Source organism: Promicromonospora sp. NPDC019610, from assembly GCF_044389365.1.
Lineage (GTDB): Bacteria > Actinomycetota > Actinomycetes > Actinomycetales > Cellulomonadaceae > Promicromonospora.
On sequence record NZ_JBIRXX010000002.1, the window covers coordinates 1,468,002 to 1,492,523 of the forward strand.

19 protein-coding genes and 1 tRNA gene are annotated in these 24,522 nt (G+C 73.4%); 1 reads left to right on the forward strand and 19 read right to left on the reverse strand.

The window, feature by feature from the left end; genetic code table 11:
- Positions 1-48 precede the first annotated feature (48 nt).
- Positions 49-711: an ANTAR domain-containing response regulator gene (locus tag ACH45N_RS18180; RefSeq protein ID WP_285102343.1), complete on the reverse strand. Its 663-nt coding sequence runs from the start codon at positions 709-711 to the stop codon at positions 49-51.
- Positions 712-782: 71 nt separating this feature from the next.
- Between ACH45N_RS18180 and ACH45N_RS18185 the strand changes: the two genes are divergently transcribed.
- A tRNA-Leu gene (locus tag ACH45N_RS18185) sits at positions 783-859 on the forward strand.
- 86 nt (positions 860-945) lie between these two features.
- On the opposite strand, the gene ACH45N_RS18190 is transcribed toward ACH45N_RS18185, so the two are convergent.
- From ACH45N_RS18190 to ACH45N_RS18275, 18 genes are all read right to left on the reverse strand, one after another.
- Complete coding sequence (locus ACH45N_RS18190; protein WP_397396355.1) at positions 946-2,610, reverse strand: RyR domain-containing protein; 1,665 nt, start codon at positions 2,608-2,610, stop codon at positions 946-948.
- A 160-nt stretch (positions 2,611-2,770) separates the two neighbouring features.
- Positions 2,771-4,207, reverse strand: coding sequence for a pyruvate kinase (gene pyk, locus ACH45N_RS18195; RefSeq protein WP_397396357.1), 1,437 nt, complete (start codon positions 4,205-4,207; stop codon positions 2,771-2,773).
- A 71-nt stretch (positions 4,208-4,278) separates the two neighbouring features.
- A complete protein-coding gene (locus ACH45N_RS18200) occupies positions 4,279-5,757 on the reverse strand; it encodes a glutamate synthase subunit beta (protein WP_397396359.1) in 1,479 nt (492 codons plus the stop codon).
- The gene (gene gltB / locus ACH45N_RS18205) at positions 5,750-10,333 is read right to left on the reverse strand and encodes a glutamate synthase large subunit (protein ID WP_397396361.1); all 4,584 of its coding nucleotides are present in this window, start codon (positions 10,331-10,333) and stop codon (positions 5,750-5,752) included. Before gltB ends, ACH45N_RS18200 begins: the two co-directional genes overlap by 8 nt.
- Positions 10,334-10,448: 115 nt before the next feature.
- Complete coding sequence (gene lgt, locus ACH45N_RS18210; RefSeq protein WP_397396363.1) at positions 10,449-11,528, reverse strand: prolipoprotein diacylglyceryl transferase; 1,080 nt, start codon at positions 11,526-11,528, stop codon at positions 10,449-10,451.
- Positions 11,525-12,454: a tryptophan synthase subunit alpha gene (gene trpA, locus ACH45N_RS18215; protein ID WP_397396365.1), complete on the reverse strand. Its 930-nt coding sequence runs from the start codon at positions 12,452-12,454 to the stop codon at positions 11,525-11,527. Before trpA ends, lgt begins: the two co-directional genes overlap by 4 nt.
- A complete protein-coding gene (trpB, locus tag ACH45N_RS18220; protein WP_397396367.1) occupies positions 12,451-13,746 on the reverse strand; it encodes a tryptophan synthase subunit beta in 1,296 nt (431 codons plus the stop codon). Before trpB ends, trpA begins: the two co-directional genes overlap by 4 nt.
- An 11-nt stretch (positions 13,747-13,757) precedes the next feature.
- Positions 13,758-14,573, reverse strand: coding sequence for an indole-3-glycerol phosphate synthase TrpC (gene trpC / locus ACH45N_RS18225; protein WP_397396369.1), 816 nt, complete (start codon positions 14,571-14,573; stop codon positions 13,758-13,760).
- Positions 14,574-14,799: 226 nt separating this feature from the next.
- Positions 14,800-15,231 carry a DUF2752 domain-containing protein gene (locus tag ACH45N_RS18230; protein ID WP_397396371.1) on the reverse strand — a complete coding sequence of 144 codons (432 nt, stop codon included), beginning with the start codon at positions 15,229-15,231 and terminating at the stop codon, positions 14,800-14,802.
- Positions 15,215-15,505, reverse strand: a complete 291-nt coding sequence (locus ACH45N_RS18235; RefSeq protein ID WP_397396373.1) for a DUF4190 domain-containing protein — start codon at positions 15,503-15,505, stop codon at positions 15,215-15,217. Before ACH45N_RS18235 ends, ACH45N_RS18230 begins: the two co-directional genes overlap by 17 nt.
- 8 nt (positions 15,506-15,513) lie before the next feature.
- Entirely contained in the window at positions 15,514-15,774 is a 261-nt protein-coding gene (locus tag ACH45N_RS18240; protein ID WP_397396375.1) for an HGxxPAAW family protein, read from the reverse strand.
- Positions 15,775-15,835: 61 nt separating this feature from the next.
- Entirely contained in the window at positions 15,836-16,501 is a 666-nt protein-coding gene (locus ACH45N_RS18245) for a Trp biosynthesis-associated membrane protein (protein ID WP_397396377.1), read from the reverse strand.
- A complete protein-coding gene (locus tag ACH45N_RS18250; protein WP_397396379.1) occupies positions 16,498-18,132 on the reverse strand; it encodes an anthranilate synthase component I in 1,635 nt (544 codons plus the stop codon). The genes ACH45N_RS18245 and ACH45N_RS18250 overlap by 4 nt, the downstream gene beginning before the upstream one ends.
- Entirely contained in the window at positions 18,129-18,560 is a 432-nt protein-coding gene (gene hisI / locus ACH45N_RS18255; protein WP_397396381.1) for a phosphoribosyl-AMP cyclohydrolase, read from the reverse strand. The genes ACH45N_RS18250 and hisI overlap by 4 nt, the downstream gene beginning before the upstream one ends.
- An 81-nt stretch (positions 18,561-18,641) precedes the next feature.
- Positions 18,642-20,531: an ABC transporter ATP-binding protein gene (locus ACH45N_RS18260; RefSeq protein ID WP_397396383.1), complete on the reverse strand. Its 1,890-nt coding sequence runs from the start codon at positions 20,529-20,531 to the stop codon at positions 18,642-18,644.
- On the reverse strand, positions 20,528-22,435 hold the full coding sequence (locus tag ACH45N_RS18265) for an ABC transporter ATP-binding protein (RefSeq protein WP_397396385.1): 1,908 nt from the start codon (positions 22,433-22,435) through the stop codon (positions 20,528-20,530). The genes ACH45N_RS18260 and ACH45N_RS18265 overlap by 4 nt, the downstream gene beginning before the upstream one ends.
- A gap of 255 nt (positions 22,436-22,690) precedes the next feature.
- Positions 22,691-23,461: an imidazole glycerol phosphate synthase subunit HisF gene (gene hisF / locus ACH45N_RS18270; protein ID WP_397396387.1), complete on the reverse strand. Its 771-nt coding sequence runs from the start codon at positions 23,459-23,461 to the stop codon at positions 22,691-22,693.
- A complete protein-coding gene (locus ACH45N_RS18275) occupies positions 23,461-24,417 on the reverse strand; it encodes an FKBP-type peptidyl-prolyl cis-trans isomerase (RefSeq protein ID WP_397396389.1) in 957 nt (318 codons plus the stop codon). Before ACH45N_RS18275 ends, hisF begins: the two co-directional genes overlap by 1 nt.
- Between the last annotated feature and the right edge of the window lie 105 nt (positions 24,418-24,522).

A 24,522-nucleotide genomic window follows, 5' to 3' on the forward strand; every position in this document is an offset into this window, starting at 1 on the left:
TCACCCGCTCCGGGACGACGGGTCCGGATGGCGTGTTCCACCGCTCGCTCAGGCCCCGACCTGCTCGATGACGGCGTCGGCGACCTCGCGCATGGTGAGGCGGCGGTCCATCGACGTCTTCTGGATCCAGCGGAACGACTCCGGCTCCGACAGGCCCATCTTCGTCATGAGCAGACCCTTGGCGCGGTCCACGCGCTTGCGGGTCTCGAAGCGCTCGGTCAGGTCGGCGACCTCGGCCTCCAGCGCACCGATCTGCGAGTACCGCGAGATGGCGATCTCGACGGCGGGCAGCAGGTCGGCCGGGGTGAAGGGCTTGACCACGTACGCCATGGCACCGGCGTCGCGGGCGCGCTCGACGAGCTCCGTCTGCGAGAACGCCGTGAGCAGCACGACGGGCGCGGCGTGGGCCTTGCCGATGCGCTCGGCGGCAGAGATGCCGTCCAGCTCGGGCATCTTGACGTCCATCACGACGACGTCGGGCTTGAGCTCGATGGCCAGGTTGACGGCGGTCTCGCCGTCACCGGCCTCACCCACGACGTCGAAACCCGCCTCGCGCAGGGTCTCCACGACGTCCATGCGGATGAGTGCCTCGTCCTCCGCCACGACGGCGCGACGGGAGGGGTTGGCGGGAGCTGCCTCGGGCTCGGCATCGACCAGCGGGGGCAGGTCCAGGGAAAGCTTCTCGGTGTTCTCGTCGGTCACGAAGGACATCCTACGTTGCGCACCTGGGCTTGGGACCCAGGCCGGCGGTGTGGTTCGATGTCTGCTGCACCACGCGGCGTGCCCCCGTAGCCCAACCGGCAGAGGCAATCGGCTCAAACCCGATCCAGTGTGGGTTCGAATCCCACCGGGGGCACCACTCATCGTCACCGGCTGACCGCGGTTCAGCAGGCACCTGCTGCCAGCCGGGCGGCAGTTCTGGCAGCGGGTGCATGGTCAACTCCGTCAGCCGACGACGACCGGGCTCGTCTCGTACCGGACGACCTCCAGCCCGAACTCCGCCAGGATCTCGGGCAGCAGCCGCACCACGTCGCGGTCCTTCTCCCGGTTCGACTCGGACAGCTCCGACCACGGCACGCCGATCATGGGGTGGATCCGGGCGGCGTCGTCCCGCACGGGGCCGCTGCGCCAGCCCGCGGCGACGCGCACGGACTCCCACAGCTCGTGCTCGGCCTCGGCGAGCCGGTCGAGCTCCGCGCCGTCGAAGACCACGTCCGGGGCGCCGTCGCGCGGTGCGATCGTCGCGCCCATGCGTGACAGGCGCGCGGGCAGCCCGACCACCCAGCCCCGGTTGGAGGCCCGCAGGTCGTCCGACAGGTCCTCCCAGCGCACCATCGCGGGGACCTCGCCCCAGCCGACGCCACGCTCGAGCTGGTTGCGCAGGTAGACGTGGTGCACGGAGCGCGCGATCCGCTCGTACATGTCGGCGTGCGCCCGGGCCTCGACACGCTCGACGTCGGCGAGCAGGTCGCGCGTGGTCACGGTCCGCAGCCGGCCGTCCAGGTTGTCGAGCACGCGCGACGCCTCGGTGCCGAACGCGCCCGTCAGGCCCGCCAGTCCGTCGAGCAGGAGCACCAGCGACCCGGGGCCGCCGTGCCACAGCCGCGTCGCCGTCAGCGCCACCCGCAGGGACACGCCGTCCGACGCGTGGCACACGTAGACGGTGTCCGGGGTGCCGCCGCCCGCACCGAGCACCGGCACCGCCCGCAGCTCGATCCGCTGGGCCACGGGCGACCAGCGGGCCCGCAGCTCGCCGGCCACGTGGTCGGCGTCGTCCGCGCTCAGGTCGACGACCAGGCGCAGCCCCTCCCCCGCGAGCTCCCACTCCCGGGCCAGCCCCACCACGAGGGCCTTGGCGAACTCGCCCGAGCCGACCACCACCAGGTGCGTCACCGGGGCCGGGCCGCCGGGGGCGTCCAGGATGCGCCGCACCTCTCGGACGGCGAGGGCCTGCGCGGCGATGACGTCGAGCGTGAAGAAGTCCACGCCGGGCTCCGCGCAGCTCAGGTGCCGCGCCTGGAGCGCCACGCCCAGGTCGGGGTCGCTGACGTGCGCGTACAGCCGCTCGGGGCCGCGGCCCGCGCGGCGGACCGCCGCCTCCGCCTCCGCGACGGTCAGCACGTTCGCCGTCGCGTCGGTGGTGTCGTCGCCGCACGCGTACAGCACGGTCGCGCCCGGGAGGCCGACGTCGGACAGGCCGGCGGCGTCCGGGGTGCGCAGCACGCGGTGCCCGGCCGCCTCCAGCGCGGCGGTGACGGTGTCGGCGGCGTCGGTCTCGCCGACGACGATCGCGTGCCCGCGCGCACGACGCTGGCTGAACCGCCGGAGCTCACCGGTGAACAGGGCGCGCGCCGCCTCGAACAGGGCGTAGACGGCGGTGCCGGGCGCGAGGAACCGCGCGACCTGGAGCTGCCAGGACAGCGGCCCGCCGCCGCTGGCGGGGTCGGCGCCCATCACGAAGAGCTGGAGGTCGTGGTAGACGACGTCGTACCAGGTGCGGCCGGGCACGTGCGTGGTGTCGAGCATCAGGCCCCACCAGCCGAGGCTGAGCGAGACCACCACGAGCACGGCGAAGCCGATCCGGGACCAGGGCAGGGAGGCGCGGTTCACGCCGGAACAATAGCGACATCTCCGCCACCCGACTGCCAGCGTGAGAACGACCGCGCCGAGTCAGCGTCCTGGTCCGCCTGTACCCCGGACGAATCCGGGGTACAGGCGGACCAGGACGCTGACTCGGCGCGGTCGTTCTCGGCGTGGCCGTCGTGTGACGTCAGCCCTTGCTGCGGCCGTCCGTGTGGGAGCCGATGCGGTGCACCAGGATCGAGTTGGTCGTGCCCGGCACGCCGACCGGCGCACCCGAGACCACCACCACCGTGTCGCCCTTCTCGGCGAGGCCCTGGTCCTGCAGGGTCAGGTCCACCTGGGCGACCATGGCGTCCACCGTGTCGACCTTGGGCACGAGGTACTCGGAGGTACCCCACGTCAGGGCGAGGGTGTTGGCGACGTCCTGCTCGGGGGTGAACGCGAGCAGCGGGATGGACGAGCGCAGGCGGGACATCCGGCGCGCGGAGTCGCCCGACTGCGTGAACGTCACGAGGTACTTGACCCCGAGCGTCTCACCGATCTCGGCGGCGGCACGCGTGATGGCGCCACCACGGGTGTGCGGCGTGGAGCCGAGCGGCGCGATGCGCTCCCGGCCCGCCTCCTCCGTGGCCTCGATGATCCGGGCCATGGTCTGGACCGTGATGATCGGGTAGTCGCCCACCGAGGTCTCGCCCGAGAGCATGACCGCGTCGGCGCCGTCGAGCACCGCGTTGGCGCAGTCGGACGCCTCGGCGCGGGTCGGCGTCGGCGACGTCGTCATCGACTCCAGCACCTGCGTGGCGACGATGACCGGCTTGGCGTTGCGCCGCGCCATCTCGACGATGCGCTTCTGCACGAGCGGCACCTGCTCCAGCGGCATCTCGACCGCGAGGTCACCGCGCGCCACCATGACGCCGTCGAACGCCGCGATGACCTCGGCGAGGTTCTCCACGGCCTGCGGCTTCTCGATCTTGGCGATGACGGGGACCGTGCGGCCCTCCTCCTCCATCACGCGGCGGACGTCCTCGTAGTCCTTGGCGGACCGCACGAACGACAGCGCGATGAAGTCGGCGCCCAGGGCGAGCGCCCAGCGCAGGTCCGACTCGTCCTTGTCGGACAGGGCGGGCACGGACACGGCGACGCCGGGCAGGTTGATGCCCTTGTTGTTCGAGACCGGTCCGGGAACCTCGACCTCGGTGACGACGCGCGGGCCGTCGACGGCGGTGACGCGCACGCGCACCTTGCCGTCGTCGATCAGCAGCGGGTCGCCCACCTGGGCGTCCTGGGCCAGGCCCTTGTGGGTGGTCGAGACGATCTCACGGTTGCCGAGGATGTCCTCGGTTGTGATGGTGAACGTGTCGCCCTTGTTCAAGAAATGCTTTTCGTCTCCCGCGAACCGGCCGAGCCGGATCTTGGGTCCCTGCAGGTCGACCAGTACGGCGACCGACTTTCCTGCCGCCTTGGCGGCCTCTCGCACGTTGCGGTATACCGCCGCATGAGCCTCCTGCTCGCCGTGGCTGCGGTTGATCCGCGCCACGTTCATGCCGGCGTCAACGAGCTCCCGGAGTTTTTCCGGGCTCTCCGTGGCGGGTCCGATGGTGCACACGATCTTGGCTCTGCGCATGTCTCCAGCCTAGGCATGGTGGGCGCCAGCGCGCCCTGTGGGGGTGTACAACTCCCGGTGGGGTTCTCGGGTCACGATCGCAGAGCGAGCGTGCGGGGACGCACCGGGGCGGGCAGCTCGGTGCTGCCCTGGAGGTAGGTGTCGGCCGCGGCGGCCGCGGCGCGGCCCTCGGCGATCGCCCACACGATGAGGGACTGCCCGCGGCCGGCGTCACCGGCGACGAACACGCCCGGCAGGCTCGCGGCGTAGTCGTCGCCGCGGGCCACGAGGCCGCGCTCGGTGACCTCGATGCCGGTCTGCTCCTCGAGCACGCCGACCTCGGGGCCGGTGAACCCCATGGCCACCAGCACGAGGTCCGCGGGGATCTCACGCTCGGTGCCGGCCTTCGGGGCGCGGCGGCCGTCGGGCAGGTACTCGGTCTCGGCGACCTTGAGGGCGCGGACGTTGCCGTCCTCGTCGGCCAGGAACTCGACCGTGGAGGCCAGGTAGGTGCGCTCGCCGCCCTCCTCGTGCGAGGTCGAGACCTCGAACAGGATGGGGTCGGTGGGCCACGGCTGGTTCGCCGGGCGCTCGACCGGCGGCTTCTTGCCGATGGCGAGCGTGGTGACGCTCGCGGCGCCCTGGCGCAGCGCGGTGCCGAGGCAGTCCGAGCCGGTGTCGCCGCCGCCGATGATGACCACGTGCTTCCCGGCCGCCGTCGGCGCGCCCTCGGGCAGGTCGTCGGGCGTACCGGCCGCGACCGCCTTGTTGGCGGGCGTCAGGAAGTCCATGGCGTAGTGGATGCCGGCGAGGTCCCGTCCCGGCACGGGCAGCTCGCGCGGCACGGTGGCGCCCGTGGCGACCACGACGGCGTCGAACCGGCGGCGCAGGGCGTCCCAGCTGATGTCCTCGCCGATCGTCACGCCGGCACGGAAGCGGGTGCCCTCGGCCTCCATCTGCGCCAGACGGCGGTCGATGTGCAGCTTCTCGAGCTTGAAGTCCGGGATGCCGTAGCGCAGCAGGCCGCCGATGGCGTCGTCGCGCTCGTAGACGACCACGGTGTGACCGGCGCGCGTGAGCTGCTGCGCTGCGGCGAGGCCCGCGGGGCCCGAGCCGACGACGGCCACCGTGGAACCGGTGAGCCGCTCCGGGACGTGCGGCGTGACCAGGCCACGCGCGAACGCCTCGTCGATGATCGAGACCTCGACGTTCTTGATGGTGACCGCGGGCTGGTTGATGCTCAGCACGCAGGACGACTCGCACGGCGCCGGGCACACCCGCCCGGTGAACTCCGGGAAGTTGTTCGTGGCGTGCAGGCGGTCGATCGCGTCGGCCCACTGGCCGCGCCAGACCAGGTCGTTCCAGTCGGGGATCAGGTTGCCCAGCGGGCAGCCCTGGTGGCAGAACGGCACGCCGCAGTCCATGCAGCGGCCGGCCTGCTCCTTCAAGAACGCCTGACCCTCCTCGCGGTGCGCGTGCGTGTCCTTCCAGTCACGCAGCCGCACCTCGACGGGCCGGTTCGGCGGGAGCTCCCGCTCCCGGACCTTCAGAAATCCTCGGGGGTCAGCCACGTGCCACCTCCATGATCTGGTTCCACACGGACGGGTCCCACTGGGTCTTGCCCGAGATGTCGGTGCCGTCGGCCTCGGCCTCGGCGAGGGCGAGGCGCACGCGCGCCCAGCCCGGGGGCAGCAGCCGGCTGAACCGGCCCCGCGCGGCGGCGGGGTCCGCGAGCAGCTCGGCCGCGACGGTCGAGCCGGTCTCGGCCAGGTGCCGCTCCAGGAGGCCGCGCACGGTCTCCCAGTCGGCGTCGTCCAGGACGCCGACGGCGAGCTCGCCCGCCTCCAGCGCCGCCTGGTTGACGCGGGAGACCCGCAGGTCCAGGAAGAACGCGGTGCCGCCGGACATGCCCGCGCCGACGTTGCGGCCCGTGGGACCGAGCACCAGCACGGTACCGCCGGTCATGTACTCGCAGGCGTGGTCGCCCACGCCCTCGGCGATCAGGGTCGCGCCGGAGTTGCGCACCCCGAACCGCTCCCCCACGCGTCCGCGCAGGAACACCTCGCCGGAGGTGGCGCCGTAGCCGATGACGTTGCCCGCGATGACGTTGGCGCCGTCGAGCACGGAGGCCCGGTCGGGCCGCACCGCGACGCGGCCGCCCGACAGGCCCTTGCCGACGTAGTCGTTGGCGTCGCCGAACAGGCGCAGCGTGATGCCGCGCGGCAGGAACGCGCCGAGCGACTGGCCGGCGGACCCGGTCAGGGTCACCTCGATCGTGTCGTCCGGCAGGCCCGCGCCCCGGTACCGCTTGGTCACCTCGTGGCCCAGCATCGTGCCGACCGTCCGGTTGACGTTGCGCACCGGCAGCTCGATCTTGACGGCTTCCCCGCGCTCCAGGGCCGGGGCCGCGGCCGCGATGAGCTGGTTGTCCAGCGCCCGGGCGAGGCCGTGGTCCTGCACCCGGGTGTGGCGCAGGGACGAGCCCTCCTTGAGCTGCGGCCGGGCGAGCACCGGCGTCAGGTCGAGGCCCTGCGCCTTCCAGTGGTCGACCGCCTTGCGGGTGTCGAGCACCTGCACCTGGCCCACGGCCTCCTCGAGGCTGCGGAACCCGAGCGCCGCGAGGTGCTCGCGCACCTCCTGGGCGATGAACTCGAAGAAGTTCACGACGAACTCCGGCTTGCCGGTGAACCGGCTGCGCAGCTCGGGGTTCTGCGTGGCGACGCCGACGGGACAGGTGTCCAGGTGACAGACGCGCATCATGACGCAGCCCGAGACCACCATGGGCGCCGTCGCGAAGCCGAACTCCTCGGCCCCGAGCAGCGCCGCGACGATGACGTCGCGGCCGGTCTTCATCTGCCCGTCGACCTGCACCACGATGCGGTCGCGCAGGTCGTTGAGCACGAGCGTCTGCTGGGTCTCGGCCAGGCCGATCTCCCACGGCGTGCCGGCGTGCTTGAGCGACGTGAGCGGCGAGGCGCCCGTCCCGCCGTCGTGCCCCGAGATGAGGACGACGTCGGCGTGCGCCTTCGAGACCCCTGTCGCGACCGTCCCCACCCCGAACTCGCTGACCAGCTTCACGTGCACGCGCGCCGACGGGTTGGCGTTCTTCGCGTCGTGGATGAGCTGGGCCAGGTCCTCGATCGAATAGATGTCGTGGTGCGGCGGCGGCGAGATGAGGCCGACGCCGGGGGTCGAGTGCCGGGTCGCGGCGACCCACGGGTACACCTTGTTCCCGGGCAGCTGGCCGCCCTCGCCGGGCTTGGCGCCCTGGGCGAGCTTGAGCTGGATGTCGGTGGCCTGCGTGAGGTACTCCGACGTCACGCCGAACCGGCCCGAGGCGATCTGCTTGACGCGCGAGCGGCGCTCGTCGTCGTACAGGCGCTCCGGGTCCTCGCCGCCCTCGCCCGTGTTGGAGCGGCCGCCGAGGCGGTTCATCGCGATCGCGAGGGTCTCGTGCGCCTCGGCCGAGATCGAGCCGTAGGACATGGCGCCCGTGTTGAACAGCTTGACGATCTCGGAGACCGGCTGGACCTCGTCGATCGGCACCGGCTCGCGGTCGGGGCTGAAGCGCAGCAGGCCGCGCAGCGTCATGAGGCGGTTCGACTGCTCGTCCACGCGCCGCGTGTACTGCCGGAAGATGTCCATCCGACCGGACCGCGTGGCGTGCTGCAGCCGGAACACCGTCTCCGGGTCGAAGAGGTGGTCCTCGCCGTCGCGGCGCCACTGGTACTCGCCACCTGTGGTGAGGCGCTCGCCCGGCTTCTTGTTGCCCGACGGCGGATAGGCCTCGGCGTGCCGCGCCGCGACCTCGGCCGCGATGACGTCCAGGCCGATGCCGCCGAGCCGCGAGGTGGTGCCGGTGAAGTAGTCCTCGACCAGGTCGTGGGACAGGCCCACGGCCTCGAAGATCTGGGCGCCGCGGTAGGACATGATCGTGGAGATGCCCATCTTGGACATCACCTTGAGCACGCCCTTGCCGAGCGCCTTGATGAGGTTGGCGACCGCCTGCTCCGGCGTGACGTCCAGGTACCCGCGGCGGGCGAGGTCCTCGACCGTCTCCATCGCGAGGTAGGGGTTCACGGCGGCCGCGCCGTAGCCGATGAGCAGCGCGACGTGGTGCACCTCGCGCACGTCGCCGGCCTCGACCACCAGGGAGACCCGGTTGCGGGTGTGCTTGCGCACCAGGTGGTGGTGCACGGCGCTGGTCAGGAGCAGCGACGGGATCGGGGCGAGCTCGGAGTTCGCGTCGCGGTCCGAGAGCACGAGGAAGCTCGCGCCCTCCTCCACGTACCGGTCGACGTCGGCGAAGATCGCCTCCAGCCGGGCGAGCAGCGCGGCGCCACCGCCCGAGACGTCGTACAGGCCCTGGATGGTCTCGGCCTGGAACAGGCCCTCCAGCTCGCGGTCGCGCTCGACGTGCACGACCTTGGCGAGCTGGTCGTTGTCCAGCACCGGGAAGCCGAGCACGAGCTTGCGCGCGTGCTCCGGCAGGTCGGCCAGCAGGTTCGGCTCCGGGCCGATGGCGCTGCCGATGGCCGTGACCAGCTCCTCGCGGATCGCGTCCAGGGGCGGGTTGGTCACCTGCGCGAACATCTGCGTGAAGTAGTCGAACAGCAGGCGCGGGCGCTGCGAGAGCACCGCGACGGGCGTGTCGGAGCCCATGGCGCCCAGCGGCTCGCCGCCGGTCGTCGCCATCGGCGACAGGATGATCTTGAGCTCTTCCTCGGTGTAGCCGAAGGCCCGCTGCCGACGCCGGACCGACGCCGGGCTGTGCGCCACGTGCTCGCGGTCGGGCAGCTCGTCGAGGTAGACCGAGTGCTCGCGGATCCAGTCCCCGTACGGGTGCATGGCGGCGAGGCCGGACTTGACCTCCTCGTCCTCGACGATCCGGCCGGAGCCGGTGTCCACGAGGAACATCTTGCCGGGCTCGAGGCGGCCCTTGCGGACCACGGTGGCGGGGTCGATGTCGAGCACGCCGGCCTCGGAGGCCAGGACGACCAGGCCGTCCTCGGTGACCCACCAGCGCCCGGGGCGCAGGCCGTTGCGGTCGAGCACGGCGCCGATCAGGGTGCCGTCGGTGAACGTCAGGGAGGCGGGGCCGTCCCACGGCTCGATGAGGTTCGCGTTGTACTGGTAGAACGACCGCAGGGCGGGGTCCATGCCCGGGTTGTTCTCCCAGGCCTCGGGCACCATCATCAGCACGGAGTGCGGCAGGGACCGACCCGACAGGTGCAGCAGCTCCAGCACCTCGTCGAAGCTCGCCGAGTCGCTCGCGCCGGGCGAGCAGACCGGCTGGAGCGGCGCGAGGTCGCCCAGCAGGTCGGACTCCATGGTGCCCTCGCGCGCCGCGACCCAGTTGCGGTTGCCGCGCACGGTGTTGATCTCGCCGTTGTGGGCCAGCAGCCGGAACGGCTGGGCCAGCGGCCACGACGGGAACGTGTTCGTGGAGAACCGCGAGTGGACCAGGGCGAGCTCGGTGGCGTACCGCGGGTCCGACAGGTCGGGGAAGAACGGCTCGAGCTGCGCCGTCGTCAGCATGCCCTTGTACGTCAGGGTGCGGGCGCTGAGCGAGGCGAAGTACAGCCCGACCTCGTTCTCCGCCCGCTTGCGCAGGCGGTAGCAGCGGCGGTCCAGGTCGATCCCGGACAGGCTCCGCGAGGGGTCGGCCACCACGATCTGGCGGAACACCGGCATCGAGGCGCGCGCCGTCGGGCCCACGATCCCGGCGTCGACCGGGACGTCGCGCCACGCGAGCACGTCGAGCTTCTCCTCGGCGGCCAGCGCCTCGACGCGGGCCACGACGGCGTCGCGCTCGGCCTCGTCGGTCGGCAGGAACGCCGTACCGATCGCGTACATCCCGGCGGGCGGCAGGTCCACCCCCACGACGTCGCGGACGAACGCGTCGGGGATCTGGGTGAGGATGCCGGCGCCGTCGCCGCTGTCCTCCTCCGCTCCCACCGCGCCGCGGTGGTCGAGGTTCAGCAGGGCGGTGAGCCCGGCATCGACGATGTCGCGCCCGGGCGTGCCGCGCAGGGTCGCCACGAAGGCGACGCCGCACGCGTCATGCTCGGCCGCCGGGTCGTACAGGCCGCCTTCAAACGTCTGCGTGGGCAGCCCAACCCTCTGTGTCGGCAACGGCTTGGTCATGGGTCCTCACAGGCACTCGGCCGCAGCCGAGCGCAGTTCCTTGCGGTGGTCCGGGACGACGGCGGCCCGGTCGGTCAGGGGGCTCGTCGTCCGGTGGTCCCGGCGGTCGTGCCCCTCAGGTGCGCACGGAGGCGTCCGCGTCGGACTCCTCCTGTGCAGCTGTCTTCACTTCCTCCGGCTCGGCCGCGGCCTCGCCGGTCCCTTCGACTCCTGGGTCAGGCTCCGGCTCGGCCCGTGGGCCCGCCGGCGGTTCGTCGTCCTGTGGTCGCAACCGCACCGACTCCTCCCTGGTGGGGAACCTTCGAGCCAGCACGATCGAGACCACCAGGGCCGCAAGGCCCAGCAGGATCGAGGTCCAGACGTTGAGGCGGAGCCCCAGCACCTGCTCCGCATCGTCGATGCGGAGCATCTCGATCCAGACCCGTCCGAGAGTGTAGAGCAGGACGTACGCCCAGAATACCCGCCCATGACCCAACCTGAACCGACGGTCGAGAAACAGCAGAACTCCGGCCATCAGGAGATTCCACAGGAGCTCGTACAGGAACGTCGGGTGGAAGAGCGTGCCCTCCGGGTACGCCACTCCCGTGGCCGGGTTCGACACCAGGTACTCGGCGTCGATGTGCAGGCCCCAGGGCAGCTCGGTCGGCCGTCCGTACAGCTCCTGGTTGAACCAGTTGCCGAGGCGGCCGACGGCCTGCGCGATCAGCAGGCCCGGCGCCACGGCGTCGGCGAACGACGACAGCCGCACGCCCTGCCGGCGGCAGCCGATCCACGCGCCCACGGCGCCGAGCGCCACGGCGCCCCAGATGCCGAGGCCGCCCTCCCAGACGTAGAGCGCCTGGACGGGGTCACCCCCGCCCGAGAAGTTCTCGCCGAAGTACCGGTCGGGCGACGAGAGGACGTGGTAGATCCGGCCCCCGACGATGCCGAACGGCACCGCCCAGAAGGTGATCTCCAGGACGTCGTCCGGGCTGCCCCCGCGCGCCTTCCACCGCCTGGCGGTGAGCCAGACGGCGAGCACGATGCCCGCGAGGATGGCCAGCGCGTAGGCGCGCAGCGGGAAGATCCCGAGGTACCAGGTGTGCTGGGCCGGGCTGGGGATCTGGGAGACGGCGGGAGCTCCGGGGAGCGCGGCGGACAACGCGGCAGGCAGCTCCACGGACAGAGCGGCCGGCAGTGCGGTCAGCAGCGTCACAGGGCCTCTCCGGAGGGGGTCGCACCGCCAGGCGTGGCGGTAGGGGGGTCGGTGGGCGCGGAAGCGCGAGCCGACCGTACCCCGGCGGCGAGGTCCTCCGTCACGCCGGCCAGATTCGTGAGACGGACCGCCCACTCGTCGTCCGGCAGCGGGCCCTCCGCCAGGAGCGGGCGGACCAGCGCCGAGCCGACGATGACGCCGTCGGCGAAGCGGCCGACCTCGGCGGCCTGCGCCCCCGTGGAGACGCCCAGGCCCACGCAGACGTTCGGCGCGCCGGCGGCGCGCGTGTCGGTCACGAGCTGCTCGGCGCGCGAGCCCACCTGGTTGCGCTCGCCCGTGACGCCCATGAGCGACGCCGCGTAGACGAAGCCGCGCGACTGGCCGACGGTCAGGCGCAGCCGCTCCGGCGTCGAGCTGGGGGCCACGAGGAACACGCGGTCCAGGCCGTGCGCCTCGCTCGCCGCGATCCAGTCGGCGCCCTCGTCGGGGATGAGGTCGGGCGTGATCAGCCCGGCGCCGCCCGCGGCGGCCAGGTCGCGCGCGAACGCGTCCGGGCCGTACTTGAGCACCGGGTTCCAGTACGTCATGACCAGCACGGGCACGTGCGGCGCGTACTGCGTCAGCTCGCGCACCACGCGGAACACGTCGTGCACCCGCGCGCCCGCGTCGAGCGCGCCCTGCGCGGCCGCCTGGATCACCGGGCCGTCGAGGACGGGGTCGGTGTACGGGATGCCGAGCTCGATGATGTCGACGCCGTGGTCCACGAGCATCTTCAGCGCCTCGATCGACCGGTCGACCGTCGGGTAGCCCACCGGCAGGTAGCCCACCAGGGCGGGCCGGTTCTCCTGCGTGCGCAGGCGGGCGATCAGGTCGGCGGTGCCGGAGTGCGTGTCCGGACCCGTGGCCTGCTGCGTCACCGTGGTCATCCCCGGCCCTCCTGTCGTTCGAGCTCCTCGGCCGCGACGTTGTTGTCCGCGCCGTCCAGCAACCCGAACCAGCGGGCCGCCGTCGCCACGTCCTTGTCGCCGCGACCCGACAGGTTCACCAGCAGCAGGAGCGGCTCGCCGCCGGGGCCGGTGCGGCCCTCGGCGGCCGCGGCCCGGCCCACGCGCAGCGCGCCCGCGAGGGCGTGCGCCGACTCGATGGCCGGGATGATGCCCTCGGTGCGGCACAGCAGGCGGAACGCCTCCATGGCCTCGTCGTCGGTCACGGGCTCGTACGTGGCCCGGCCCAGGTCGTGCAGCCAGGCGTGCGCCGGGCCGACGCTCGGGTAGTCCAGGCCTGCGGAGACCGAGTGGCTGGGCAGGGTCTGGCCGTCGTCGTCCTGCAGCAGGTACGAGCGCGCGCCGTGCAGCACGCCCAGCGCGCCGCCGCTGAACCGGGCCGCGTGCCGGCCCGACTCGATGCCCTCGCCACCGGCCTCGAAGCCGCGCAGCTCCACGTCCTTGTCGTCGAGGAACGCGTTGAAGATGCCCAGCGCGTTGGAGCCGCCGCCCACGCACGCCGCGACGACGTCGGGCAGGCGGCCGGTGCGCTCCAGGAGCTGCTCGCGCGCCTCCTCGCCGATGATGCGGTGGAACTGGCGGACCATCTCGGGGAACGGGTGCGGGCCGGTGACGGTGCCCAGCAGGTAGTGCGTCGTCTCGACGTTGGCGACCCAGTCGCGCAGCGCCTCGTTGATCGCGTCCTTGAGCGTGCGCGAGCCGATCTTGACCGGCACGACCTCGGCGCCGAGCAGGCGCATCCGCGCCACGTTCAGCGCCTGCCGCCGGGTGTCCTCCTCGCCCATGTAGACCACGCACTCGAGGTCCATCAGGGCCGCCGCGGTGGCGGTGGCGACGCCGTGCTGGCCCGCCCCCGTCTCGGCGATGAGGCGCTTCTTGCCCATGCGCTTGACGAGCAGGGCCTGGCCCAGCACGTTGTTGATCTTGTGCGAACCGGTGTGGTTGAGGTCCTCCCGCTTGAGGAACACTCGTACGCCGCCCGACTCGCCGCCCGCGTGCGCGGCGAACCGCGGCACCTCGGTCAGCGGGCTCGGCCGGCCGGTGTACTCCCGGTGCAGGCGCTGCAGCTCGGCCGCGAACGCGGGGTCGTCGGCAGCCTTGCGGAACTCCGTGTCGAGCTCGTCGAGCGCGGCGATGAGCGCCTCGGGCACGAAGCGCCCGCCGTACTGGCCGAAGTACGGGCCGGAGACGTCGGAAAGCTTCACGTCGGTCACCTCGGATCCCTTCAGGCCGGACGGACGGAGCGCAGCGACGGGTGCGAGCCCGCGGCGACGAGGTCGGCCACCGAGGCGCGCGGGGCGCCGTCGGTCACGAGCGCCTCGCCCACCAGGACGCAGTCCGCCCCGGCCCGGGCCATCTCCATCACGTCGTGCGGTCCACGGATGCCGGACTCGGCGATCTTGACCACGTCGTCCGGGATGTACTCGGCGAGGCTGCGGAACAGGCCGCGGTCCAGCTCGAGCGTCTTCAGGTTGCGGGCGTTGACGCCCACGACGCGCGCCCCGGCGTCGACCGCCCGGCGCACCTCCTCGAGGTTGTGCGTCTCCACGAGCGCGGTCATGCCCAGCGAGTGCACCCGCTCGACCAGCGACTCGAGCACCGTCTGCTCCAGGGCGGCCACGATGAGCAGCACCAGGTCCGCCCCGTGCGCGCGCGCCTCCCAGACCTGGTAGGGCGTGACGACGAAGTCCTTGCGCAGCACCGGCACGTCCACGCGACCGCGCACCGCGTCCAGGTCGGCCAGCGAGCCGTGGAACCGGCGCTGCTCCGTGAGCACGGAGATCGCGGAGGCCCCGCCGGTCTCGTACTCGACCGCGAGCGCCGCCGGGTCGGCGATCTGGGCCAGGGAACCCTTGCTGGGGCTCGAGCGCTTGACCTCGGCGATCACCGAGACGGCGTCCGCCTGCTTGAGGCGGCCGAGACCCTCGAGGGCCCCGGGCACCGCGTTGGCGCGCTCCTTGAGCGCGTCGAGAGGCACGCGTGCCTCACGCTCCGCGAGGTCCTCGCGTACCCCCGCGACGATGTCCTCCAGGACCGACATGTAATGAGCCTCCCCGTGCCCTCGCTCTGCCCTCGGCATGCGGCCTCGTGCGCCTGATCACGCCCTACGACTGCTGGGACGTGTGCCCCATGGCCATGGTAGGCGGATCCAGGGTGTGGTCCTGACCACTCCCGGACCGTGAGACGACGGCCCGTCAGATCCCGGGCGACCGCCGTCCGCCTCGTTTCCGTGGAGATCCCTGAAGATCGCCTGATCAGGGCCGGGATCAGAGCCAGGGGGTCAGGTACTGCTGCAGCCCGGGCAGGTTTCGCGCCACGAAGAACGCGAGCGCGACCCCGAGCGTGACCCAGCCCGCGGTGCTCGACAGGCCGCGGAACGGGCGTCCGCGGGCCGCGGCCACGAGCCAGGCCAGCCAGACGACCACGACCACCGGGGCGGTGACCGTCCACAGGGCGTTGGCCGACCAGGCGCCCGCCAGGTCGAGGTGCGCCAGGTCGTGCGTGGCGCGCAGCCCGCCGCAGAGTGGGCAGGCCAGGCCGGTCAGCTCCAGCAGGGGGCAGAACCCGTAGGAGCCGGCCACGTGCGGGTCGCGGAGCGCCACCAGGAGGGTGGCCGCACCGACGGCCGCCCCGGCCAGGACCGGCGCCCGCAGGGCGGGCGCCGCCGGCCGGACGGTCGTCTCAGGAATGCGACCCACCCGCCAGGAAGCGGACGATGACGAGCCCGATCACGACGGCCAGCATCGCGAGCGACAGCCAGCCCAGCACGACGCCGGCCAGCGCCGTCCCCTCGTTGTTCGCGTCGCCGGCGCGGACGGCGCGGCGGCCCTGGTTGCCGATGATGATCGCGGGGATGCCCGTGAGGGCGCCCAGCAGCAGCACGATCGACGCGATGCCCAGCACGAGCGACCAGACCCCCAGGTTGTTGCGGGGGTAGGCGGCGGACGGCGCGGCCATCTCCAGGGCGGTCATGGCACCGGTTACCGCTGGACCGTCTTCTGGCCCAGGCCCAGGTTGCGCAGGACCAGGCCGATGACGAGCGAGGCCCCGACCACGACGAAGCCGAGCACGAACAGGACCAGCCAGGCCGACCACGACTGGGCCACCACGACGCCCCACGAGGAGATCAGCACACCCAGCGTGATCCCGACCATCGTGACCCACGCGGCGACCGTGTGGCCGTGGTTGGTCGGCGGGACGCCCGGCGGGAGGTAGGCGATCTCAGGCTTGTTCTCGGTCATCGCAGGTTTGATGCCTTTCGTGTCGTGCGGTACGCGCCCAGCCTAACCGCTCGCGGCCGGGTCAGCGGCCCGTCGGGTCGTCGCCGCGGGACAGGGCGTCCCAGGCGTCGTGGGGGTCGATCTCGTCGTCGTCCGGCGGCTCGGGGGCCGTTCCCGGCGCCGTCGCGGGGGTCGCCGGTCCGGCGGTGCTGGTGGCCTCGGTGCTGGTGGCCTCGGTGCTGGTGGCCGTGCCGGCGCCCGGGGCCTGGCCCGCGCGCTCGTGCCGGCCCGACGTCGCCGTCCAGCCGCGGGCCGCGACGGCGCCCCACACGGCGACGGCCACGGCCAGCACGCCCGTGGCGACCGCGGCCCAGGGCCAGGCCGTCAGCACGACGGGCGACGTCAGCTCGGTGACGCCGCTCGAGGCGGACGCCGCGGCGGTGGCGGCGGGGGTCGGGTCCTGGACGACGACGAGCGTGCTGCCCACGACCAGGACGCCGGCCGCCGCGGCGACCACGAGCGCCACGTACCGGGCGACGCGTCCGGTGAGCGCGCAGGCGATGCCTGCCGCCAGCAGCACGAGGGCGCCCGCCCCCACGCCCGGCGCGGCCGAGGTGCCGGACGCGGCGACCGCCACCTCGGGCTGCAGCGCCGTGGCGACCGTGGTGGTGATCCAGGTGGGCGAGCCCGTGCCGAAGGTCAGCGCGCCCAGCACGAGCAGGGCGAGGACGGTGCGGGTGCGGGTCACCGGTCGCCCCCCGCGGTCCGCGGCTCCGCCGCCCGCGACGGCGCGGGGCGCAGCGGCGTCAGGCGCGACGCGAGCTGGATGGCGCGGACCGCCGCGGCGGCCTTGTTGCGCGACTCCGCGTACTCCAGCGCGGGCACCGAGTCGGCCACGATGCCGCCGCCCGCCTGCACGCTGGCGCGGCCGTCCGCGATGTACGCGGTGCGGATCGCGATCGCCATGTCCATGTTGCCGCCGAAGTCGAAGTAGCCGCACACCCCGCCGTAGATGCCGCGCGACGCGGGCTCCAGCTCGTCGATCAGCGCGATCGCCCGGGGCTTGGGCGCGCCGGAGAGGGTGCCGGCCGGGAACGTCGCCCGCAGCGCGTCCAGGGCGCCGAAGCCCGGGCGCAGCCGGCCCACGACGGTGGAGCACATGTGCATGATGTGGCTGAACCGCCGCACCTTCATGAACTCGACCACCTCGACGCTGGTGGGCTCGCAGACCTTGACCATGTCGTTGCGGGACAGGTCGACGAGCATGATGTGCTCGGCCCGCTCCTTGGGGTCGGCCAGGAGCTCCTCGCCGAGCTCGGCGTCCTCCTCGGGGTGGGCGCCGCGCGGCCGCGAGCCCGCGATCGGGTAGGTCGTGACGTGGCCGTCGTCCACCTTGACGAGCGTCTCCGGGCTGGAGCCCACGACGGCGAACTCGGCACCGTCGGGCTTGGCCAGGTGGAAGTAGTACATGTACGGGCTCGGGTTGATCGTGCGCAGCGCCCGGTAGACGTCCAGGGGGTCGGCCGCGCAGTCCAGGTCCAGGCGCTGGGAGAGCACCACCTGGAACACCTCGCCGTCCCGGATCGCCTCCTTGCCCGCGAGCACCGCGTCCTCGAACTCCTCGCGCGTGGACCGGAACTCGAGCTGCGGCTCGGGCAGGTCCTGCGCGACGACGGACGTGACGGGCGGCGCCCCCGCCGCGAGCTGCGCCTGCATGGCGTCGAGCCGCGCAACGGCGTCCGCGTACGCCTCGTCGACGCGCTCGTCCGTGGCGTCCGCGTTGATCGCGTTGGCGACGAGCCAGACCGTGCCCTCCCGGTGGTCCACCACCGCGAGGTCCGTGGCGAGGCACAGGGCGAGCTCGGGCGCGCCCGTCTCGTCCGGTGCGGTCGCCGGGAGCGTGGGCTCCCAGTGCCGCACGACGTCCCAGCCCAGCACGCCGGCCAGGCCGCCGGTCAGGGGCGGCAGGTTCGCGACGCCGGGGGTGCGCAGGGCGGTGAGCGCCGCGTCGACCACGTCGACGACGTCGCCGCGCGTCGGGATGCCCACGGGCACGTCGCCGGTCCACACGGCCTGGCCGCCGTCGCTGGTCAGGGTCGCGCGCGAGGCGACACCGACGAACGACCAGCGCGCCCAGACGCCGGACTCGGCCGACTCCAGGATGAATGTGCCGGGCCGGCCCTGCGCCAGCGTGCGGTAGAGGCCGACGGGCGTGGTGTCGTCGGCCAGCAGCGGGCGGACCACGGGGATCACCCGGCGGTCGGCGGCCATCTCCCGGAACTCCGGCAGGCTCGGCCAGGTGCGACCCCAGGGCAGGTCGGCGGGTGCGGTCGCCGCGCGGGCCTCGTGGGTGTCGGGCTGGCTGTCGAGCTGGGTCACCGGGTCTCCTCGGTCTGCTGGTTGTGGTCGCCCTTGCTGCGGTCGCCCCGGTCGCGGTCGCCCTGGTCGCGGTCGCCGACGACGGCGCCCAGGTCTCCCCCGGCGACGAAGCACGTGCGCGCTCCGGTGTGGCACGCGGCGCCCACCTGGTCCACCTGGACCAGCAGGGCGTCGCCGTCGCAGTCGATGCTCACCGCCTTGACGTACTGGGCGTGGCCGGACGTGTCGCCCTTGCGCCAGTACTCCTCGCGGCTGCGGGACCAGAACGTCACCCGCCCCTGCGTGAGGGTGCGGCGCAGGGCCTCGTCGTCCATCCAGCCGACCATGAGCACCTCGCCCGTGTCGTGCTGCTGGACCACGGCGGCGACCAGGCCGGCGTCGTCGCGCTTGAGTCGGGCGGAGATCGTGGGGTCGAGAACTTCGGGCACCTGAGAATCCTGCCACGTCGTGGGCCGACGGCGATGTGATGTCCGCCGCCGGCCCCGAACCGTTACCCCGGCCGACCGGTGCTACCGGGTCTGGGCCACCCAGCTCGCGTGCATCTGGGCGTAGACGCCGTCCGCCGCGACCAGCTCCGTGTGGGAGCCGACCTCGGCGACGTGGCCCTGGTCCACCACGACCACCAGGTCGGACGCCTCGGCGGTGGAGAGCCGGTGCGCGATGGTGATCGTGGACCGGCCCGCGGTCAGCGAGTCCAGGGCCCGCGCGATGCGCACCTCGGTCGCGGGGTCCACGGCCGACGTGGCCTCGTCGAGCACCAGCAGGTCCGGCTGCGCCAGGTAGGCGCGGGCGATCGCGACGAGCTGCCGCTCCCCCGCGGACAGCGCCTCGCCCCGCTGGCCGACCGCCGTCTCGAGCCCGTCGGGCAGGTCCGCCACCCAGTCGGCCAGACCGAGCTCGGCGAAGGCCCGCTCGACCGCCACGCGGTGGCCGGCGGCCGGCTCGCCGTCGTCCTCGGCCTCCTGCCCGGACGGCGCCTCCAGCGGCGCCCGCAGGCCGTAGGCCGCGTTCTGGAGCACGGTGCCGTCGAAGAGGAAGCCCTCCTGCGGCACCAGCACCACGCGCTCGCGCAGCGAGGCGAAGCTCAGGTCGCGCAGGTCCGTGCCGTCCAGCTCGACGGCGCCCGCCGTGGGGTCCATCAGGCGCGTGACGAGCTTCGCGATCGTCGTCTTGCCCGAGCCGGTCTGCCCGACCACGGCCACCTTGGTGCGCGGCGGCAGGTCCAGCGTCACGCCGTGCAGCACCTCGGGGCCGCCCGGGTAGGCGAACCGGACGTCGCGCAGCGTCACGTGCGCCGGCCCGCGCTCCTGGGTCACGGCGTCCGGCTTCTCGGCGACCTGCACCGGCGTCTCGATGACGGCGATGACGCGCCGCCAGCCGGCCACGGCGTTCTGCAGCTCGTTGAGGATCTCGGTGGCCATCTGCACCGGGCCGGTGAAGAGCTGCACCAGGAACAGGAAGGCCACGAGCTGGCCCGCCGTCAGGCCGCCACCCACGCCCAGCAGCGTGCCCACGACCACCACGACGGCGAGCACCAGGTTGGAGATGAGCACGCCCGACGAGAACGTCGCCGCGACCAGCACCTGGGACCGGGCCTGGGCGCTGCGGGTCGCCTCGACGGCGCCGCCGATCCGGCGTCCGGTGCGCTCGGCCACGCCGTAGGCGCGCACCGTCTCGGCGCCCACCACGGACTCGGAGATGGCGCCGAGCATCGCGCCGACCCGCTCGCGCACCAGCGTGTACGCGCGGTTCACGTACTTCTGGCCGTACCGGATCACCAGGAACATCGGGACGAAGGCGATCCAGACCACGGCGGTCAGGATCGGCGAGTAGACCAGCATCAGCCCGGTCGCCACGAGCACCTGCAGCACGTTGACGAGCAGCATGATGCCGCCCCACTGCACGAACAGGGAGACCGTGTCGACGTCGTTGGTCACGCGCGAGACCAGGGCCCCGCGGCGCTCGGTGTTCTGCGTGAGGGTCGACAGGTCGTGCACGTGCCGGAACGCCTTGACGCGCAGCGTCGCCAGCCCGGCCTCGGCCGAGCGGAACAGGCGCACGTTGACGAGCGCGGCGCACAGCGCGGCCAGCACGAGCGCCCCCGTCGCGAGGGACGCGAGCAGCGCCACCTGGCCGACGTCGGGCCCGCCGTCGGCCAGGATGCCGACGTCGATCGTCTGCTGCACCGCGAGCGGCACCACCACGCGGCCCGCGGCCGCGAGGGACGCGAGCAGGAGCGTGACCCAGAGGCCGCGGGTGATCTCAGGGCTGATCTCGATGCCGCGGCGCAGGGTCGCGAACACGCCCAGGCTGCTGGCCGACTCGATGCGGGCGCCGTCGGCGTCGAGCAGGTCCTCGGGCACGTCGGTCACGTCGGGCTCGTCCGTCACCGCGGTCATCGGGCCACCTCCTCCAGCTCGTCGTCCAGCGTCCCGGCGGCCGCTTCGTCGGCCCGTTCCTGCGCGCGGCGCTCGGTCTCGGCCTCGTAGGCCGTGGCCAGCGCGCGGTAGCCGGGGTCGCGCACCATGAGCTCGTCGTGCGTGCCGACGTCGACCACGCGGCCGCCGTCGACATGGACCACGCGGTCCGCGAGCGCCACCGACGACATGCGGTAGGCGACCATGATCACGGTGGTGCCCGGGGTGGCGGGGCCGGCTGGATCGTTGTCGGCGGCGCCGGCTGCATCGTCGGCTGCATCGTCGGCCGCATCGTCGGCCGCGGCGTCCGTCCGCGCGGCCAGGCCGCGCAGGATCTCCTGCTCCACGCGGGGGTCGACGGCGCTGGTCGCGTCGTCGAGCACGAGCAGGCGCGGGTTGCGCACCAGGGCGCGCGCGATCGCGAGGCGCTGTCGCTGTCCGCCGGACAGGTTGGCGCCGCGCTCGCCCAGCGGTGCGTCGAGGCCGCCGGCCATGTCGCGCACGGTCTCGTCCAGGCGGGCGAGGCGCAGGGCGTCCCACACCTCGTCGTCGGACGGCGCCCCGGGGGCGCCCGCGTCGGCGAGCGTCACGTTGCCGCGCACGGTGTCCTCGAAGATGAAGGTGGACTGCGTGACGAGCGCGACGTGGGCGGGGATCTCGCCGTCGGCCAGGGTGCGGGCGTCGACGCCGTCGAGCAGCACCTGCCCGCGCGTCGGGTCCGACAGCCGGGCCAGGAGGCTCACGAGGGTGGTCTTGCCGGCGCCCGTGGTGCCGACGACGGCGACCGTGGCGCCCGGCCGGACGTCGACGTCCACGCCGTCGAGCAGGGTGATCGAGCGGCCGACCGCCCCGCTGACGGCGGGGACGTCGACGCCCACGCCCGCCAGGCGCACCGCCATGCCGGCCGGGCGGTCGGCCCGCGGCAGGCGGGTGTCGCCGTGTTCGAGGGCGCCGGTCGCGTCGGCGACGGCCGCGATGCGTTCGTAACCGACCAGGGCGCGCGGCAGCTCGCCGAGCACCCAGCCGAACGCCTGCACGGGCACGGTCATCATGGTCAGCAGGTAGGCGGCGGTGACGAGGTCGCCCGGCTCGACGGCGCCGGCGGAGATGCGCCAGGTGCCGACGCCGAGCACCAGCAGGGTGCCGATCGACGGCAGGGTCTGGATCACGGGGTCGAACAGCGAGCGGACGATGCCGACCCGCACGTTCGCGGCGCGCAGCTCCTGCGTGCGGGCGCCGAACCGGCTCTCCTCGCGGTCCTCGGTACCGAGCGCCTTGACGAGCAGGGCGGCCTCGAAGCTCTCGTGCGCGACGTCGGCCACGTCGCCGCGCAGGCGCTGCGCCCGGGTCACGGCCGGGGACATGTGCCGCTGGTAGACGGCGTTGACGGCCACGGTGACGGGGATGACGGCGAGCGCCGCGAGTGCCAGCCACGGGTCGATCGACACGAGCAGCACCACGGAGACGCCGATCATGACCACGACGCCGAGCGCGAACGGCAGCGGGTTGAAGACGCCGGTGGCGGCCTCGGTGTCCGAGGTGGTGTGGTTCAGGAGCTGGCCGGCGGGGTGCGAGCGGTGCCAGGAACCGGGCAGCCGGAGGTACTGCCGGGTCAGCGCGGTGCGGTGGTCGGCCTGGATGCGGACGACGCCGTAGCCCGCCCAGATGCGCCGGCCGGCGACGGAGAGCGCGAGCGTGAGCGCGACGGCCCCGAGCACGAGCCCCGCGAGCCAGACCCGGTCGCGGGCGGCCTCGTCGCCCGCGATGGCCGGGACGACGACGGAGTCGGTGGCCCAGCCGACCGCGCGGCTCACGCCGACGGTCAGGGCGCCGAAGAGCCCGGAGGCGCCCACGGCCAGCAGGTAGATGCCGGGGTGCGAGCGCATCCCCCGCCACATGAGCGAGATCGACCGGCGCACGCGAGAGCCCGTGAGGGCCATCGGGGTGGGTCGCGGGGCATCTGGGGGCACGGCAAGACCTCGCTTCCTGGGGGGGACCGCACAATTTTCTCATGGCGCGGGAATCGATTCGACGGATTTACGCCCGGGGCGTCGCCGACGCTACGACCTCAACGTCGGTCGAGGTCAAGGAAGTCCCGGGACGGCCCCGGCGAACGGCCCCCCGGACGTCCCGGCGGCGTCTCAGCGGATGTCGAGGCCCGCGGCGCGCATCGCGTCCTTGACCTGGCCCACCGTGAGCGCGCCGAAGTGGAACACCGACGCCGCGAGGACGGCGTCCGCGCCCGCCCGGGCCGCCTGCACGAAGTGCTCCGGCGTGCCCGCGCCGCCCGAGGCGACCAGCGGCACGTGCACGCGCTCGCGCACGGCGTGCAGCATCTCCAGGTCGAACCCCGCGGTGGTGCCGTCGGCGTCCATCGAGTTGAGCAGGATCTCGCCCGCACCCAGCTTCGCGGCGCGCTCGGCCCACTCCACGGCGTCGATCCCGGTGCCGCGCCGCCCGCCGTGCGTGGTGACCTCGTAGCCGGACGGCGTCGTGACGTCGCCGGTGACGCGGCGCGCGTCGACGCTCAGGGTCAGCACCTGGGAGCCGAACCGCTGCGCGATCTCGGAGATGAGCTCCGGGCGCGCGATGGCCGCGGTGTTCACGCCCACCTTGTCGGCGCCGGCCCGGAGCAGCCGGTCGACGTCGTCCGTGGAGCGCACGCCGCCGCCCACCGTGAGCGGCACGAACACCTGCTCGGCGGTGCGTCGCACCACGTCGACCATGGTCTCGCGGTCGCCCGACGAGGCCGACACGTCCAGGAACGTCAGCTCGTCGGCGCCCTCGGCGTCGTACCGGCCCGCGAGCTCGACCGGGTCCCCGGCGTCGCGCAGGTCGGCGAAGTTGACGCCCTTGACCACTCGGCCCGCGTCGACGTCCAGGCACGGGATCACTCGGATCGCGACGGACATCAGCCCTCCTTCTTCTTCGTGTCCTTCGTCGTGGCTTCGTCGTCCTCGGCGATCGCCTGGTGCGCGTCGAGGATGTCGACCACGTACACCATGGTCTCGCCGGCCAGCTCGCTGGCGGTGTTCGCGAACCCGCTGTCCGGCGGCACGACCAGCATCACCTGGGACCCGACGGTCTGCTCCAGGAGGCCCTGGTCCCAGCCGTCGACGAGCCGCCCGATGCCGATCTCGGCGGACTGGGGCGGGGTGCCCTCGGTCCAGGTCGTGTCGACGACCTTGCCGTCGCTCCACCGGACGGCGGTGAACTCCACGGTGAGGATCTGGCCGGCCCGCACCTGGGGGCCGGTGCCGCGCAGCAGCGGGTGCACCACCAGGTCGGACGGCGGCTGCACGCCCCGCGGGACGCGCACGGTCGGGGCGCCGAGGTCGTCGAGGCGCACCTGCGGCAGGTCCTTGCCCGGCGGTGCGCCCTCCCGGCCCGCCGCGCGGGCCGGCAGCACGTCCACGACCAGCAGCACCGGGACGCCGTCCTGCTCCTCCATGAGCGCCAGGCGCGTGCCGACGCGGCGGCCCTCCAGCGCGGCGAAGAGGTGGTTGCCGAGCGACTTCTCGGTCATCGTGTACCCGGCGGGCGCGGTGCGGAACGTGTTCTGCAGCTCCGTGCCGTCGCGCCCGTCCTGGGCGTAGAGATTCAGCAGCACCGGGTCGTCGCGCTCCAGGACGTCCCCCGTGCCGGGCCAGATCATGCGCGCGCCCGGCCGCACCACCGTGAACGGCTTCTCGTACTCGAGCGTGGGCGGGGCGCCGCTCGCGCCCGTGACCTGCAGCGGCTGCTGCGACGCCGACGACGTCGGGGCGGGACCCACCTCCACCGGGAGCGAGGCCGGCGCGCACGCGGCCGTCAGGGCCACCGCCGCCGCCGCCAGCGCACCGACGAGGACGCGTACCCAGGAACTCACCCGCAGAGTCTCCCACGCCGGGGCAGCAGCCCCGGAACGGTGGTCCTGTAACGGCTCCGCCCCGGGACCGGCGCGTCGGCCGGTCCCGGGGCGGAGCCGGGGACG